This window comes from Cupriavidus gilardii, assembly GCF_013347325.1.
In the GTDB taxonomy this organism is placed as follows: Bacteria; Pseudomonadota; Gammaproteobacteria; order Burkholderiales; family Burkholderiaceae; genus Cupriavidus; species Cupriavidus gilardii.
Window position 1 is genome coordinate 1544977 of record NZ_CP054626.1, and the last position, 16495, is coordinate 1561471.

Annotated in this window: 14 protein-coding genes; 10 read left to right on the forward strand and 4 right to left on the reverse strand. The window is 68.6% G+C overall.

Going from position 1 to position 16495, the window contains the following annotated elements; translation table 11 throughout:
* The first annotated feature begins 25 nt into the window (after positions 1-25).
* On the forward strand, positions 26-1027 hold the full coding sequence (locus FOB47_RS17325; protein ID WP_174781673.1) for a Bug family tripartite tricarboxylate transporter substrate binding protein: 1002 nt from the start codon (positions 26-28) through the stop codon (positions 1025-1027).
* A gap of 80 nt (positions 1028-1107) precedes the next feature.
* Here FOB47_RS17325 and FOB47_RS17330 read toward each other — a convergent pair whose 3' ends face one another.
* Together FOB47_RS17330 and FOB47_RS17335 are read right to left on the reverse strand one after the other, a co-directional pair.
* Complete coding sequence (locus FOB47_RS17330; RefSeq protein WP_174781674.1) at positions 1108-1569, reverse strand: RES family NAD+ phosphorylase; 462 nt, start codon at positions 1567-1569, stop codon at positions 1108-1110.
* Entirely contained in the window at positions 1569-1997 is a 429-nt protein-coding gene (locus FOB47_RS17335) for an antitoxin Xre/MbcA/ParS toxin-binding domain-containing protein (RefSeq protein WP_151022483.1), read from the reverse strand. The genes FOB47_RS17330 and FOB47_RS17335 overlap by 1 nt, the downstream gene beginning before the upstream one ends.
* Positions 1998-2091: 94 nt before the next feature.
* On the opposite strand from FOB47_RS17335, the gene FOB47_RS17340 reads away from it, so the two are divergent.
* Positions 2092-4575: a glycosyl hydrolase family 28-related protein gene (locus FOB47_RS17340; protein WP_174781675.1), complete on the forward strand. Its 2484-nt coding sequence runs from the start codon at positions 2092-2094 to the stop codon at positions 4573-4575.
* Between the two features lie 36 nt (positions 4576-4611).
* Here FOB47_RS17340 and FOB47_RS17345 read toward each other — a convergent pair whose 3' ends face one another.
* Together FOB47_RS17345 and FOB47_RS17350 are read right to left on the reverse strand one after the other, a co-directional pair.
* Entirely contained in the window at positions 4612-5373 is a 762-nt protein-coding gene (locus FOB47_RS17345) for a hypothetical protein (RefSeq protein ID WP_053821829.1), read from the reverse strand.
* Between the two features lie 74 nt (positions 5374-5447).
* Positions 5448-7886: a TonB-dependent receptor gene (locus FOB47_RS17350; protein ID WP_315904311.1), complete on the reverse strand. Its 2439-nt coding sequence runs from the start codon at positions 7884-7886 to the stop codon at positions 5448-5450.
* Between the two features lie 192 nt (positions 7887-8078).
* On the opposite strand from FOB47_RS17350, the gene FOB47_RS17355 reads away from it, so the two are divergent.
* From FOB47_RS17355 to FOB47_RS17390, 8 genes are all read left to right on the forward strand, one after another.
* On the forward strand, positions 8079-9524 hold the full coding sequence (locus tag FOB47_RS17355) for a sensor histidine kinase (RefSeq protein ID WP_174781676.1): 1446 nt from the start codon (positions 8079-8081) through the stop codon (positions 9522-9524).
* On the forward strand, positions 9524-10150 hold the full coding sequence (locus FOB47_RS17360; RefSeq protein WP_053821833.1) for a response regulator transcription factor: 627 nt from the start codon (positions 9524-9526) through the stop codon (positions 10148-10150). Before FOB47_RS17355 ends, FOB47_RS17360 begins: the two co-directional genes overlap by 1 nt.
* Positions 10151-10380: 230 nt before the next feature.
* Positions 10381-11901 carry an aldehyde dehydrogenase gene (gene adh, locus FOB47_RS17365; RefSeq protein ID WP_174781677.1) on the forward strand — a complete coding sequence of 507 codons (1521 nt, stop codon included), beginning with the start codon at positions 10381-10383 and terminating at the stop codon, positions 11899-11901.
* 128 nt (positions 11902-12029) lie between these two features.
* Positions 12030-12443 (forward strand): DUF779 domain-containing protein, encoded by a 414-nt coding sequence (locus FOB47_RS17370; RefSeq protein ID WP_174781678.1) that lies wholly within the window; start codon positions 12030-12032, stop codon positions 12441-12443.
* Positions 12444-12466: 23 nt separating this feature from the next.
* On the forward strand, positions 12467-13474 hold the full coding sequence (locus tag FOB47_RS17375; RefSeq protein ID WP_174781679.1) for a tripartite tricarboxylate transporter substrate binding protein: 1008 nt from the start codon (positions 12467-12469) through the stop codon (positions 13472-13474).
* Between the two features lie 23 nt (positions 13475-13497).
* Positions 13498-14274: an ABC transporter ATP-binding protein gene (locus FOB47_RS17380; RefSeq protein ID WP_174782477.1), complete on the forward strand. Its 777-nt coding sequence runs from the start codon at positions 13498-13500 to the stop codon at positions 14272-14274.
* A complete protein-coding gene (locus tag FOB47_RS17385; protein WP_174781680.1) occupies positions 14271-15299 on the forward strand; it encodes a PQQ-dependent catabolism-associated beta-propeller protein in 1029 nt (342 codons plus the stop codon). The genes FOB47_RS17380 and FOB47_RS17385 overlap by 4 nt, the downstream gene beginning before the upstream one ends.
* Complete coding sequence (locus FOB47_RS17390; protein WP_315904310.1) at positions 15292-16494, forward strand: ABC transporter substrate-binding protein; 1203 nt, start codon at positions 15292-15294, stop codon at positions 16492-16494. Before FOB47_RS17385 ends, FOB47_RS17390 begins: the two co-directional genes overlap by 8 nt.
* The last annotated feature ends 1 nt before the right edge of the window (position 16495 follow it).

Here is a 16495-nt window from a genome sequence, read left to right on the forward strand (position 1 = left end):
ACAAAACCATCCTGCCTTTCTGATCATGCAGAACCTGCCCTTCTCCCGCCGCCGCTTCGTTGGTCTCGGTCTGAGCGCCGCCGCCATTGCCGCCGCCGCGCCGCTTGGCGCCGTGGCGCAGGAAACCTGGCCGTCGCGTCCCATCACGCTGGTGGTCCCCTTCCCGCCCGGCGGATCGGTCGACATCATGGCGCGCCAGTATTCCGAGCCGCTGTCGCGGATTCTTGGCGTGCCGGTCGTCGTCGACAACCGCCCCGGCGCGGGTGGCTCGGTCGCGACCCAGGTCGTCGCGCGCAGCAAGCCGGACGGCTATACCTTGGTGGTGTCGTCGCAGAGCAGCCACCTGGCCAATCCGCTGACGCAGCCGCGCATCGGCTACGACCCGATCAAGGATTTCGAGAACATCGCCATCCTGGGCCGCCAGCCCAATGCGCTGGTCGTGCATTCGAGCCTGCCGGTGCGCACGTTCGCCGAATTCATCGCCTATTCGAAGAAGAATCCCGGCAAGCTCGACTACGGCAGCGGCGGCGTCGGCAGCATGGGCCAGCTGAATGTCGAGATGTTCAAGGCCAGCACCGGTGCGGTGGCCACCCATATCCCGTACCGCGGCGGCTCGCAACTGATCACGGCGGTGCTGAGCAACGAGGTGCAGTTCATCCTGGATAACCTCGTGATCATGCTGCCGCACGTCAAGGACGGCAAAGTCCGCGCGCTGGCGGTCGCCTCCGAGCAGCGGCTCGAGCAGCTGCCCGACGTGCCGACGTTGGCTGAACTGGGCTATCCGGAGCTGAACCTGAGCTCGTGGACCGGCATCGCAGCCCCGGCCGGCACGCCGCACCCGGTGGTGCAGAAGATCTACCAGGCCGTGCGCAAGGCGGCCAGCGATCCCGCCATGCAGGCCGCACTGCGCTCGCGCGGTGTGGTCCCGCCGGAAGACATGGCGCCTGCTGCCTTCGAACGGATGATGGCCGACCGCCTGCAGCGCTATGGCGAGGTGGTGAAGCGCGCGAAGATTTCGGCGGAGTAAGGGGCGTACAGCCCTGGCACGGGCCCTGAGGCTGTCGTCCCTCTTCCGCGATGGCCGATGAGCGCGTCCGCCGGTGGAAATTACGACGTCCGGAACAGCCTCTCGTCCCAACGCACCGGCTCCGGGGCCGAGACGACGAGCCTGGCTGCATCCGGGTGCATTGGATTGACTAGCACGTTCCACTCAAGGCGAGCAACAACCGACGGCACGATCAGCACGGCGGATCTGCGGTCGGCGAGCCAGTGGTCGCCAAAGCTGCGCGCCGTGCGAGGATCGTCCAGAGCGTCCCAGCCTGCGGGCAAGTCGTCCGGCCCTGCGCGCTCGAGCGCGATGTCTTCAGGTACGTTGGCAACCACCACGACATGCTGGCGAGGCACCTTGCCGATGCGTGAGTGAACCAGGACCTCGAGCATGGCCCCTGCGAAGCTGAGGGCGCCGTAGATGACGGGACGCCCCGGGCTGTTGAAACGCCCACCTACGAGCATGGCGCCGGTGCCATTCCATACCTCATGGCGGCGGTCTGCGATCCGGTAGATCTGCATTACGCAGTCATGCCATAGAAGAGCCTCCACAGGATTTCTTCTACCCGCTTGGCTCCAAGTTCCGTCATCGACACATCGAGCGGCGTGTTGCCGGCCAGAAGTGGATGCTGCGTATGCAGAAACTCGCGGGCATCTTCTTCGTCATCCCATACAAAATTGGCTGTGGCGAAGATTCGAGCCAGCCGCTCGGTCTTTTCCGATTCGTCCGGGGTCAGGCGGTCCTTCCGACGCTTGAAAGTCGCCTCAGGCACGATCCGTGACATCAACGCCCGTCGCTCGTCTGAAGTACGGACGACATGCTCGACGATTTCTCGCAGCGCGGACTTCGGCAGTCCTTCGCGTACGGCTGCATCGAGATCAGCGAGGGATACGCGGGGTGGCGAAAGAGCCATGGCCGCGCTGATTTGCTCCGGGGGAACGACCAGCATATCGGCACCTATTGGATCAATTGATCCCAAATTGTAATCCATCTGATCTCCACTCGGGAAGGAACGATGTCGAAGCATCTTCTGGCTCGCTTGTGTGTGTCGTTTCGTACTGTTACCGAAGTCGATTTTCGACACTAATGGCCTGTCCGACATAGGCCCTGGGCGCGCAGGATCGCCCTGGCCGTCGGCTCGCCGACACAACCGAGGGATAGCCATGAAGCCAGCGTTTCGGATCCGAAACCACGTGTGGACAGCCGCCTTGGCGCTGCTCGGGTGCTGGCATGCGGTGGCGGGCAGCGCGGAGCCTCGGGCGGCTTCGGCGCCCGCCGTGGCGCCGGGCACGACGGTCTCGCCGATCACGGAAACCGGCACGCTGAGCGGTTGCACCAACCCGATGATCGGCCGGAACGGCGATACCGGCAGCGGCAAGCGGGCGGTCTTTGTCGACGTCACGCAGATGCGGCCGGACAGCGAGCCGGTCTACGAGAAGAACGCCATTTTCTGGACCTCGCGCGAGAACCGGCCCGGCCAGAGCGTGTTGATGAGCGGCGCCTTTACGGCGAACCGCAAGACCGTGCGTCTGCTGGCCCTCACGTCCGGGATGACGGACTGGCGCAGCGCGGTCCGTGCCAGCGCGATCACGGTGCCTGCCGTCAATCTGAGCTCGACGGGGTTGACCTTCACCATCCCGGCGAACCTCAAATACGGCCCCTACGCCTACCGCATCGAGGACCAGGATCGCGCGGTGCCGGAGCTGGAAGGCATCGTCAATCGGCCGGAAATCCAGTGGATCCTCGGCACGCCGGATACCGATTCCAGCCTGGAGGCGCCGGCGCATGAACTGGTCAATTGCGGCGCCGAGGCCGGGGGCAAGCTGTGGCTGTTCGGCAAGAATTTCAACGGCAGCAAGGAGGCCTATCTGCAATCGGCCGACAACCGGCTCTATCCGTTGGCGGTCGAGCACGCCGACGATACGGCGATGGTGGCCGGCGTGCCCGCCGGCATGGCGCCCGGTTCGTATCACGTCTGGATCGGCTCACAGCACAAGGACCTGACCGCCGCGCTGCCGGTGCCGATCCGCATCCAACCCGCGCCAAAGCCGCCTGCCGTGGTGTCGTGCCCCGGACTGACGGGCGATGGTGTCACCGACAACGCCGCCGTGCTGCAAAGCTGTCTCGACAAGAACCGCAGCAATGGCGTGCGCACCGTCTTCAAGCTGCCGGCCGGGCAATTCGCCATTTCACGAACGATTGCGCTGCGCCGCCATCAGTATCTGGTCGGCGAATCCGAGGACGCGACGACGCTGCTCGGCAAGGCGAACAGCGCCGCGGCCACTCCCGCGTCATGGATCACGGGCGAGAGCCATTTCGGCATCGCCTCGCTGACGCTGCGCGCGCCGCATCGCGAAACGATGCTGCGGGCCGCCAATCTCGGCAGCGATCCGCGCGCGAACGGCCATATCCTGATCCAGCGCGTCAATTTCGTCGTGTCGGCCGACTACACCAACGGCGCGGGAAGCGCGCAGCTGATCAAGATTGCCGGCCCGGACCTGCGCATCGTCAATTCGACGCTGAGCTCGCGCAAGACGATGTCGATCGACTACGGAGACGGCGTATTGATCGCGGGCAACCGCGCCACCAAGGGCGATTACGGCATCGCCAACAGCCAGAACGTCGTCGTGACCAAGAACCTGTTCGGCGCCCAGGACGAGATCAACGAGGGCGTGGTGATCGGCGCGAGCCGCCCGATGATCAGCGGCACCACGGCCAACGCCACGCGCAACTTCTATCTCGGCTACAACCTGTTCCGCAACATGACCTACACGCCGACCAACCAGTTCTTCACGACGGACGGCGGCGGCGGCGCGTATCTGGGCAGGCTCGCCGCCAGCTCGGCCAGTTCGGTGACGCTGGCGCGCGATCCGAACTGGGACATGGTCGGCACCAGCAATCCGGAAAACGTCGTGATGTCGATTGTTGCCGGCACCGGTGTCGGCCAGTACCGGCATTTGAAATCGATCAAGGGCCGCATGATGGAATTGGCGGCGCCATGGGATGTGGTGCCCGATTCGTCCTCGGTGATCAACATCACCACGGGCTATCTGCGCATCACCGTCAGCCATAACGAGTTCCGCAACATGCATGGCCGTGCGCTGAACTCAATCCTGTTCTTCGGTGGCGTGTTCGACAGCGTGATCGACCACAACTACAACATGAACGCCGGCGACGGCATCGCCATCGCGGCTTATGGGCCGTATGGCGACAACACCTATCTGCCGACCTTCAATATCGATTGCCTCGATAACACCGTTGCCGAGGATGGCGACCCGGTCTTCGTGATGCGCACGGCGGCGCGCAACGTCACGCGCGGGCTGGCGGTGCAAGGCATGCCGGGGGCGACGCTGTCCGGCATTCTGGTTCGGGGCAATCGGGTCGCCAGTCCCGGCATGATCTTTTTCCCGAACAGCTTCAAGGACAATTACTCGATTCTGGTCGAACAGAACCAGGCGCGGGTCGAGCCGTGGTTCGGCGGGTCGAGCGGGCCGCCGGGGGCGATGATCCGGAACAACCGTCCATAGGCACGAGCGCGAGGCGCTTCGGCGATGGACCGCGCCTTATGGCAGCGCCGGGCCCGCGCCGGCCGCCGCGCCGCGCATCGTAGCCAGCGTGCGCAGCGACAGATGGGCGAACCAGTAGACCAGGAACAGCATGCCGAGCACGCGCCCGATCGTCACGCCGGCAAAGGCCGCCGGCCCCGGCATCAACAGGGCGATCGCCGCCGAGATCGCCGCGGCGATCAGACCGCTGAGCACGACGCCCGCCATTGCCACGCCGGCGAACGACAGCCGCCACCCTTTGGTCAGTGCGGCAAGTTCGCCGGCCGATGCGCGCTTGCGCAACGCCAGATACGGCATCAGCCGCATCGCCAGCCAGCCCTGGGCCGCGAGATTGGCCACGCCGTACAGCAGTGGTACCGTGCCGAGGAACTGGATCAGCGCGCACAGCACGATATAGGTTCCGATGTAGTGCGCCATCGCGCCGCGCTGGCCGGATACGGCGTCGCTCGCCGGCCCCGCCGCGGGGTAGTCCGCCGCGATCTGGGCAACGGCACCCGGCATCGACCACAACGCCACCAGCAGGATCAGCGCAAGCTGGTACAGCACCACCAGCAGCGTCTGCGCAATGCCACCGGCACCCCCGTACAGCGCCTGAACCCAGGGCGGCACCACGCCGGTCATCAGCATGACCAGTGGCAGGCCGAGAAAGACCGCGCCGGCGATCAGCAACACCACGATCGGGCCGACGGCGAGCTTCAGGGCGCGCGAACTGACAAGACTGGCAAGCGCGGCACGAAAGGCGGCGAGCGACGGTTGCATGGCGATTGGCGTGGAGTGCAAAGTGCGGGAGCCTAGCACACTGGTTCCACGCCGCCCCGCCCTGGCTGCCCGCATTACATCCGGTACCGCACCCCCACGAACATGCTGCGCGGCGCCCCGGGGGCGATGAAGCGCGACGTCGCCGCATCCTGCGGCGCCACGTGCGGCTGCACCAGCCGTCCGTCCGGCAGGATGTTCTCCGCCAGCTGGCCATAGCTCGCATAGTGGCGATCGAACAGGTTGTCGACGCGGGCATACAGCTCGAGCTGCTTGCTGACGCGATAGCTGGCGCGCAGATTGACGGTGGCATAGCCGGCGGTATCCCAGCGGCGCGCATCCGGCGCCCTGCCCGGCCGCGGGTCGCTGGCCAGACCGTCTTCGTTGCCGCTGATCACGCTGGACGACACGGCCAGCACGTCGGCGCCGACCGCGAACGACGGCGTCACGCGCCAGTCGGCGCCGAGCTTCAGCGTGTGCCGGGGCAGCCCGGCCAGCCGCATGCCGGGACGGACATCGATCGTGCGCTCGCCGGCCAGGATGCGTCCGTGAGCCTGGTAGGTAGCCTGCAGATAGCTGTAGCCAAGCCGCAGCGTCACCGCATCGAGGCGCCAGTTCGCCAGCAGGTCCACGCCCTGGTGGCGGGTGCGATCGAAATTCGAGAAGTAGCCTTGCTGGCTGTTCGGTGCGCGCAGGAACAGGATGTCGTCACGATTGTCGGTGCGGTAGGCGGTGCCAGACAGTTCCAGGTCGCGCAACGGCCGCCAGCGCGCCCCGACCTCGTAGGTGCGCGAGACCACCTGCTTCAGGTACGGATCGGCCTGCAGGCCCGCCGGCAGGCGGCATGGCTGCGCGGGATCGGCGCAGCCGAGCTCGATCACCGTCGGCACGCGGTTGCTCTGCGCGGCGCTGGCGAACAGCGTCAGACCGGCGCCGACCTGCTGGGTCAGGCCAATCGCTGGATTGAGCTTGCTGTAGGTGAAGCGCTCGGTCGGCTTGTCGCTGCCGTCGCTGTCGATCAGCGTGCTGGTCACCTTCAACCGGTTCCAGCGGGCCGACAGATTCAGATGGGTCGTCGGCGTCAGCGCCCACAGATCGGCCAGATAAACGCCAATCGCGCGCGACTTGCCGTGGGCGCCCGAGAACAGCTCGACCTCGGAGCCGGGCGCGGCCGACACGCCGCGGTCCGCGCTCAGCAGCGCCTCCTGTTCGTACTGGGCGTAGCGCACCCGGTTGGCGTCGAAGGTCACGCCCATGTTGATGCGGTGTGCGCCCAGTTCCTTGGCCAGGCTCAGTGCGGCGCCCTGGCCCCGCTGGCGGGTGTGGGTCGTGTTCAACACGGCCGGATGCAGCCCGGCGCCCTGCTCGCGCGTATAGCCACAGTCGTCGTCGGCCGGCGAGCCATCCGCGTTGAAGCCATCCTCGCAGGCCTCGGCATATTCGGCGTAGTCCTCGCTGACGTCGCCGTTGACGGTGTCGCGCCGGCTGTGGCGGACGTATGCCATGGCGGAGATGCGGGTCGTGTCGTCGAGCCAGTGGCTGCCGTTCAGCGTGGCCTGCGTGACGCGGTTGCGGGTCTGGTCGGGGTAGGTGAACACCGCGCGCCGGTTCCCCGCATACAGGTCGGGCAGCACGGCATTGCCATCGAGCCGATAGTCCGGCACCAGACCGTTGCCGACGAGCCGGCTGCTGCCATGCAACAGCGACAGGTCCCACTCGGTCGCCCCGCTGCTGCGGCCAGCCTTCACGAACAGGTTGCCGAGCCGGCCGTCGGAATGGTCGCGCCAGCCATTCTCCTTGAACAGCGTGCCGGCGACGAAGCCGTGCCAGCCGTCCTCGCTGCGCGCGCCGAACGACAGGTCGGCGCGCTTGCGGGCACCGCTGCCGTACGAGATGTCGGCACCGAAGCCCTGCGAAGTCAGCCCCGATCTGGTCGTCAGCGCCAGCGCGCCGCCCAGCGTGTTCAGGCCGTACACCGGGTTCGAACCCGACACCAGCGCGATATGGTCGAGCGCGGCTTCGGGAATCATGTCCCAGTTGACCACGTCGCCGAACGGCTCGTTGACGCGCACGCCGTCGAGATAGACCGACAGGCCCTGCGGCACGCCAAGAATCGACGAGGCGCGGAAGCCGCGGTAGGTCACGTCGGCCTGGAATGGGCTGCCCTGGATCTCGTTGACATTGACGCCGGCCAGATTGCGGCTCAGGTACTCGACAAGATTGCCGGCGCGCGGACCGGACGCAGTGTCGCGCTGCGCGCCCTGTACGGTGTATGGCAGCGTATCGCGCTCGACGCCGAGGCCGGGCAGCGGCGCGGCGGCGACGATGGTGACCGTCGGCAGCGAACTGTCCTGTTGTGACACAGTGCTGCCCTGTTGTGCAACAGCGTGGCCGGCGCCGAACAGCGCGATCGCGCAGGCCATGGCGATGGCACGGGGAATGGGGGACCCGGTACGGCGCGTCGCGGCGGGCGCGCGGGGCCTGCCGGCGGCGGCAGCGGTCCGGTTGGCTGACATCTTGCATCTCCTCCTGGTATCGAGCGGACCTCTGTCGGGCCGCACGATCCCGTCGAGCAGGTTCCATACCCCGACGGCCGGGAAAAACTCCCGACCGGGACGGGAACCGGCTCGCCAGGCCGGGATCGATGCGCCGCGCAGCCACGCCACCAGAGCGCGGGCCGCCTCGATGGAAACGAGGAGACCCCTGCCATGCCCCTGTCCCGCCATCTGCTGCTTCGGGCCGCGCCGATCGCATTGCTGAGCCTGGTCATCGCCACGCTGTTCGCGCTGGCCACGGCCGCAGGCGATATCCGCAGCGAACGGCGCGGCGCCGATGCCACCGCCAGGATGTTCCGTCATCTCGCGGGATTGCAGGCCGACCATGCGCAAGCGCGCGACGGCCACTTGCGCGCGCTGCGCGAGATCGCCGCCTCCGGTGCGCTGCGCCATTTGCGCCTGACGCTGCGCGACGACAGCGGCACGGTCCTTGTGCCGCCGCCCGGCACCGCCGATAGCCGGGCGCCGGCTGAGCCGGCCGCCTCCTGGAACATCCCGGTGGCGGACGGGGCAGGCTACCGTGTGGCATTGGACTGGAACCCCCGCAGCGAAGAAAGCGAGGCGCTGAACACCTTCGCCGGCCAGCTCGCCACGTTGATGCTGTACAGCGTGCTGCTGTTTGCCGGCATCGCCTGGTCGGCCCGGAAAGCGCTGGCGCCGCTGCGCGGAATGCTGGTGGCAATCCGCCGCTACGAGCACGCCGAATACGATGCCGAGCTGCCGCCGACACGGATCGCCGAACTCGACGCGATCCGACGGGCACTGCAGCAGCTCGCCGCGGCACTGGCGCACGCGCAGGCCTCGAGGCGCGCACTGAGCCTGCGCCTGCTCGAAGCGCAGGAGCACGAGCGCGCCCGCATCGCGCGGGACCTGCACGACGAACTGGGCCAGAGCCTGACCGCGATGCGGGCCGATGCGGCCTACCTGTCGCGCCGGCTGACGCACGACGCCGCGCTGCGCAGCGTGGCCGACGGGTTGTCGCAGCATGGCGCGCGCATCCAGCAGGATGTCCGCTCGCTGCTGCATCGGCTGCGGCCGCATGGCACGCAGCCGGGCAACGGGCCGGTCCCGCTGGCGCGCATGCTGCAGGACCTGCTGCAAGGGTGGCGCGCGCAGCCGGATTCGCGCACGGACTTTCGCCTGGAGATCGAGCTCGGCGCGGTGGCGGTGCCTCCGGCGCTGGCGCTGGCGCTCTACCGCATGACGCAGGAGGCCCTGACCAACGCGGTGCGGCATGCGGGCGCCGCGACGGTCCAGGCCCGCGTGGCCGCCAACGCCACCGGCGACATCGTCTGGTGCGTCGAGGACGACGGCGTGGGCATCGGCGATCCCGGCGCCGCGTTCGAGGCCGGCTGCGGATTGGGCGGCCTGCGCGAACGGGTGTGGGCACATGGGGGGCAACTGGAGCTGAGCGCCTCTCGGTCCGGCGAATCGCGGCCCGGGCTGAAGCTGCTGGCCCGTTTCCCTGGCGTGCTCGCGGCGCGGCCTGCTGCGGTCGCGGCGATTTCGCCGGGTGCGGCCGTTGCGGCGGACCATGCGCCGGACACCCGCGCCCGGGCCGGCGGCCCAAGCCACGGCCGCGTGCCGGAGCTGGCCTGATGATGCCGCTGCGTGTGGTGCTCGCCGACGACCATGCGGTGGTCCGCACCGGCTACCGTCGCCTGCTGGAGCTGGACGACGGCCTGCAGGTGGTCGCCGAGTTCGCCGATGGCGACGCCGCCTACCTCTGGCTCAGCCGCCACCCTGCCGACGTGCTGGTGCTGGACCTGTCGATGCCGGGCCGCGGCGGGCTGGAAGTGCTGCGCTGCCTGAAGGCGCGCGTGCCGGCGCTGCGCGTGCTGGTCTTCAGCATGCACGACAGCCCCGCCATCGTTGCGCAGGCGCTGCGCGCGGGCGCGGACGGCTATCTGACCAAGAGCAGCGCCCCGGACCTGCTGGTCGACGCGGTGCATCGCGTCGCGGCCGGCGAGCGGCCGCTGTCCGACGACATCGCCGCTGTCGCCGGCGAGGGCGACCCGAGGGCGCTGCCGCACATGCGCCTGTCGCCGCGCGAATTCGATCTGTTCCGCCTGCTGGTGCGAGGCATCGCGCTCGAGGACATCGCCGCGCAGCTCTACCTGAGCACCAAGACGATCGCCAACTACCAGACGCTGATCCGCAAGAAGCTGGGTCTGGCCAATGTCGTCGAGATGTACCGCTATGCGCGCGAGCACGGACTGGACTGAAGCCTGGCGGACGACCGCCGCAACACGATTGCTCCATTTCAGGACACCGTGCGCAGCGTGTCGGTGAGCGACGCAACAGTGGCGGCGCGCCTGGCCGCGAAACCGATGCCGGAACGCGGCGAACGGCCAGTGGCACGCTCCTTGCGCTGATGGGTGTGGACTGGCCGGACAACCGGTCGTCAAGACAGCAGCGCAAGCGCAACACGAACGATTCGTCAGGAGACACCACCATGAACCATGCGGAACTGAAGTTCCTCGATATCGAATTCCCGTACAAGGCGTCCTACGACAACTTCATCGGCGGCAAGTGGGTACCGCCGCAGTCGGGCCAGTACTTCGACAACGTGTCGCCGGTCACGGGACAAGCCTTCTGCAAGATCGCGCGTTCCAACGCCGACGATATCGAGCTGGCGCTCGACGCGGCCCACGCCGCCAAGGCCGCCTGGGCCCGCACGTCGCCCGCCGAGCGCGCCAATGTGCTGAACCGCATTGCCGACCGCATGGAGGCCAACCTGCAGCGCCTGGCGGTCGCCGAGACGATCGACAACGGCAAGCCGCTGCGCGAGACCATGGCCGCCGACCTGCCGCTGGCGATCGATCATTTCCGCTATTTCGCCGGCGCGGTGCGCGCGCAGGAAGGCGGCATCTCGGAGATCGACCACGACACCATCGCCTACCACTTCCATGAGCCGCTGGGCGTGGTCGGCCAGATCATCCCGTGGAATTTCCCGCTGCTGATGGCGACGTGGAAGCTGGCCCCCGCGCTGGCCGCCGGCAACTGCGTGGTGCTCAAGCCCGCCGAGCAGACCCCGGCCTCGATCATGGTGCTGCTCGAAATCATCGGCGATCTGCTGCCGCCCGGCGTGCTCAACGTCGTCAACGGCTTCGGCCTGGAAGCGGGCAAGCCGCTCGCGTCGAACAAGCGCATCGCCAAGATCGCCTTCACCGGCGAGACCACTACCGGCCGGCTGATCATGCAGTACGCCAGCCAGAACCTGATTCCGGTCACGCTGGAGCTCGGCGGCAAGAGTCCGAACATCTTCTTCGCCGACGTGCTCGACAAGGACGACGCGTTCTTCGACAAGGCGCTGGAAGGCTTCGCGATGTTCGCGCTGAACCAGGGCGAGGTCTGTACCTGCCCGTCGCGGGCGCTGATCCAGGAGTCGGTCTACGACCGCTTCATGGAGCGGGCCATCAAGCGCGTCGAGGCGATCAAGCAAGGCCATCCGCTCGACCGCAGCACGATGATCGGCGCGCAGGCCTCGCAGGAGCAGCTCGAGAAGATCCTGTCGTACATCGACCTGGGCAAGCAGGAAGGCGCGCAACTGCTGACGGGCGGCGAACGCGCCCAGCTGGGCAACGGGCTGGAGAACGGCTACTACGTCAAGCCGACCGTGTTCCGCGGCCACAACAAGATGCGCATCTTCCAAGAGGAGATCTTCGGGCCGGTGGTATCGGTGACGACCTTCAAGACCGAGGAAGAAGCGCTCGAGATCGCCAACGACACGCTGTATGGCCTTGGCGCCGGGGTCTGGACGCGCGACGGCACGCGGGCCTACCGTTTCGGCCGCGCAATCCAGGCCGGCCGCGTGTGGACCAACTGCTATCACGCCTACCCCGCGCACGCGGCGTTCGGCGGCTACAAGCAATCGGGCATCGGGCGCGAGAACCACAAGATGATGCTCGACCACTATCAGCAGACCAAGAACCTGCTGGTCAGCTACAGCCCGAACGCGCTCGGCTTCTTCTGACCGACGGGCCTGGCAACGGCCCTCGCCCGCGCGAACCCGAATCCTGGCGCCTTGTTCTGCCGCAAGCGGCAAGCACGCCGGGCGCCCGGGCCTTCGCTCGGGCGGGGGCATCTTCGCGGAATCCGACGATGAATACCCCCTTGCCCCCACGCGTCATCGCCACCGACGCCGCGCTCGCGCTGATCGCCCGGCTGAGCGCCGACCACGGCCCCATCCTGTTCCACCAGTCCGGCGGCTGCTGCGACGGCAGCGCGCCGATGTGTTTCCCCCGCGGCGAATTCCTGGTCGGCGGCAGCGACATCAAGCTCGGCGAGATCGGCGGCGCACCGTTCTACATGAGCGAATCGCAGTTCGAATACTGGCGGCACACCCAGCTGATCATCGACGTGGTGCCGGGCAACGGCGGCATGTTTTCGATCGAACGTGCCACCGGCATGCGCTTTCTGACGCGCTCGCGGCTGTTCGGCGACGAGGAAGCCGAGCGGCTCGCCGCGGCGCCGCCAGAGCGGGCGACGGTCGACTATCCCGACCTCGCCGCGTGATGGCGCCCGCGCAGACCCTGCCGATGCCAAGGCGCCGCGCCCTCGCGATCGTCCTTGGTTCGCTGGCCGCGAGCGCGGCGTTTCCCGCTGTCGCGGCCTCGGCCGATGCCGGCAGCACTGCGGCCGCGGATTACCCGTCGCATCCGCTGACGCTGATCGTGCCCTGGCCCGCGGGCGGCGCCACCGATCTGTCGATGCGGGTATTGGCCGAACTGGTCGCACACGAGCTCGGCCAGCCGGTGGTGGTCGAGAACCGCGCGGGAGCGGGCGGTGCGCTGGTCGGCGCCCTGCTCGCCGTGGCGAAGCCGGACGGTTACACGATCGGCCAGTTGCCGGTCACGGTCTACCGGCTGCCGCACCAGCAGAAGACGACCTGGCAGCCGCTGCGCGATATCCAGCCGGTGGTGATGATCTCCGGCTATACCTTTGGCGTGGTGGTGCCGGCCGACAGCCCGTTCCGCACCTTCGGCGACCTGGTCGCCTGGGGCCAGGCGCATCCGGACGCGTTGACGGTCGGCTCGTCCGGCATCGGCACCACGCCGCATCTGGCGATCGACGACGTGCTCGGGCGCCACCATATCCGCTATGTGCATGTACCTTACCGCGGCATCGCCGACCAGATGCTCGCGGTATCCGGCGGCGCGCTGATGGCCGGTGTCGGCGCGACCGGTTTCGCACCCTATGTCGACAGCGGACGCCTGCGGCTGCTGGCGCTGTTCAGCGAACACCGGTCGCCGCGCTGGCCCGAGGTGCCGACCATGAAGGAGCTCGGCTATCCCGACGCGGTCCACAACTCGCCCTACGGCATCGGCGCGCCGCGCGGCACCGATCCGCGTATCGTGCGGCGGCTGCACGATGCCTTTGCCCGCGCGATGCGCCACCCGCGGCATCTGGCCGAACTGGCCAGGTACGACCAGGAACTGACCTATCTCGATACCGCGCGGTACGAGGCCTATCTGCGCGAGGTGTGGGCGCGCGAGCGCGACTTCGCGCAACGGCTCGGCCTGGCCGCCGGCAAGGAGCCAGCGTGATGAGTCCCACCCTGGCCGCCGCGATGCGGACGGACGGCGCATCGCGCGAAGCACCGTGCGATACCGCGCCGGCGCTGCGCTGCGACGGACTGGTCAAGCGTTTCGGCAGGCAGCCCGCGCTCGATGGCGTTTCGCTTTCGGTGCGCCCCGGCGAATTCGTTGCGTTGCTGGGGCCGAACGGCGCCGGCAAGACCACGCTGTTCCAGATCCTCAGCGGGCTGTTCGTGGCGGACGCGGGGCGCGCCGAGGTGATGGGCGCCGACATGCGAGAGCATCCGGCCCGCGCGCTGGCCCGGCTCGGCATCGTCTTCCAGCAGCCGGCGATCGACCTGGACCTGTCGGTGCGCGACAACCTGCTGTTCCATGCCGACCTGCATGGCCTTGCCCGGCGCCAGTCGCTGCCGCGGATCGCCGCCCTGCTCGCGCGCTTCGGCCTGGCCGAGCGCGACCGCTCGCCGGTGCGTGCGCTGTCGGGCGGCAACCGCCGCAAGGTCGAACTGGCGCGGGCGCTGCTGCACGAACCGGCGCTGCTGCTGATGGACGAGGCCACGGTCGGGCTCGATCCGGCCTCGCGCGCCCAGATCGTCGACGAAGCGCGCCGCCTTGCCGCCGAGCAGTCCACCGCGGTGCTGTGGGCCACCCATCTGGTGCAGGAGGTCGCCGCCTGCGACCGCGTCGTCGTGCTGCATCGAGGCACGGTCCGCTTCGACGGCACCCCGGCGATGCTGCGCGCCGCCACCACGCAGCACGATCTCGAACGGGCCTTCCTGGCCCTCACCGCCTCGGAGGCATCGACATGAGCCACCTGCCACCGGTGCCGCGCATCCGCTGGGTCGTCGGCGCAACCCTGGCCGCGACCGCCGTGCTGGTGCTGGCCGGTTGGTCCGAGGCGGCATATCCGGCTGAGCGTGGCGCCACACGCGGCCAGGTCATCGTCTCCAGCGAGAAGGACGGCAGCCTGACGTTCTACGACGCCGCCAGCCGGCAGATCGCCGCGGTGCTGCCGCAGTGCCGCAGGCCGCGCCATCTGCAGCTGTCGCCCGACCGCACGCGCCTCTATGTCGCCTGCAGCGACGACGATCGCATCGATGTGGTCGACGTTCGCACGCGCAAGACGCTGGCGGCGCTGCGCGTCGGCGACGATCCGGAAATGTTCGACTTGAGTCCGGACGGCAGCACGCTCTATGTCTCCAACGAGGAAGAGGCCCTGCTGACCGCAGTCGATACGGCGACCGGGCAGAAGCGCTTTTCGGTGGCCGTCGGCGACGAGCCGGAGGGGGTCAAGGTCAGCGCCGACGGCAAGCGCGTCTACGTCGCCTCCGAAGTGGCCAATCTGGTCCATGTGATCGACGTGGACAGCCGCAAGATCATTCGCCATATCCGCGTCGGCAACCGGCCGCGCCGCTTCGCGCTGTCGCCCGACGGCAAGGAGCTGTGGGTCAGCAACGAGCTCGGCGCCAGCGTGTCGATCATCCGTACCGACACGCTGCAGGTCGCGCACGTGCTGACGTTCGCGCCGAAGGGCTTTCGTGCCGACGACGTGACGCCGGTGGGTATGGCGCTGTCGCGCGATGGCAGGCGCGCCTATGTGGCGCTCGGACGGGCCAACCATGTGGCGGTCGTCGATGTCGCAAGCCGGCGCGTGCTCGACTACGTGCTGGTCGGCAGGCGCGCCTGGGGCCTGGCGCTGACCCGCGACGATGCGCTGCTGTACGTGACCAACGGCCTGTCGGACGACGTCAGCGTGGTCGACACCGCGCGCGCCAAGGCGGTGGCGACGCTGAAGGCGGGCCGCGTGCCGCATTCGGTAGCGATCGATGACTAGCCTGCCCTGCCTGCGGCCGCTTGCCATGTGCGTGTTGCTGGCCGGCATTGCAACGGCTACGGCAACGGCTGCGCAGCCCGCCGCTGCGTCCGAACTTCGCATCGGTGTCATCAGCCTGGCCGACGATCCGCGCTACGAGCCCAGACGGCTGGAGCAGCGCTATCCGGGCCACCCCGAGGGCCGGCCTTTCGACGGCATGCGCGTCGCCGCGGCCGAATCCCGCCTTGCGCTCGAGGCCGCGGGGCTGACGCTGAAGCTCGAAGCGGCCGAAGCCCGCGATGCGCAGGCCGCGGCCCAGGCCGCCGCCGCGCTGGCGCGCCAGGGTGTCCGCTATATCGTGCTGGACCTGCCCGCCGATGCCGTCCGCGCGGCGGCCCGTACGGTCAAACCGGCCGACGCACTGCTGCTCAATGTTTCAGCCGACGACGACGCGTTACGCGGGGAAGGCTGCGCCCCCAATCTGCTGCACACGCTGCCGAGCCGGCGCATGCAGGCCGACGCGCTGATGCAGGCGCTGGCCGCCCGCAAATGGCGCAAGGCATTGCTGCTGACCGGCCCCGCCCCGGAGGATCGCGCGTGGCAGGCGCTCTATCAGCAGGCGGCCCGGCGGTTCGGGGTCGCCTGGGCCGCACAGCGCGATTTCCGTCTGTCGAACGATCCGCGCGAACGGGAGCTCGCCAACGTCCGCCTGCTGACCGGCGGGCCCGACCATGACGTCGTGATCGTCGCCGACGCCGATGGCGAGTTCGCCCGCACCGTGCCGTACGCCACGCAGCTGCCGCGCCCGGTTGCCGGCGCCAACGGGCTGACCGCGATGGCGTGGCACCGCGCGTGGGAGCGCCACGGCGGCCCGCAATTGAACCGGCGCTTCGTCAAGGCGGCCGGGCGGCCGATGAGCGGCCACGATTGGGCTGGCTGGGTGGCGGTCAAGGCGGTGGTCGAAGCGGTGACGCGCGCGCCGAAGGCGCCGTTTGCCGAGCAGGCGAAGGCGCTGCGATCCGGCGACATTGCCATCGACGGTTTCAAGGGCCCGCGCCTGAGTTTCCGGCCCTGGGACGGGCAGCTGCGCCAGCCGGTGTTGCTCGCGCATCCCGACGGCGTGGCGGCGGTGGCCCCGCTCGACGGTTTCCTGCATCCGAAGAACAACCTCGACACGCTGGGCGCGGATGCGCCCGAGAGCGCGTGCCGCCGCTGAT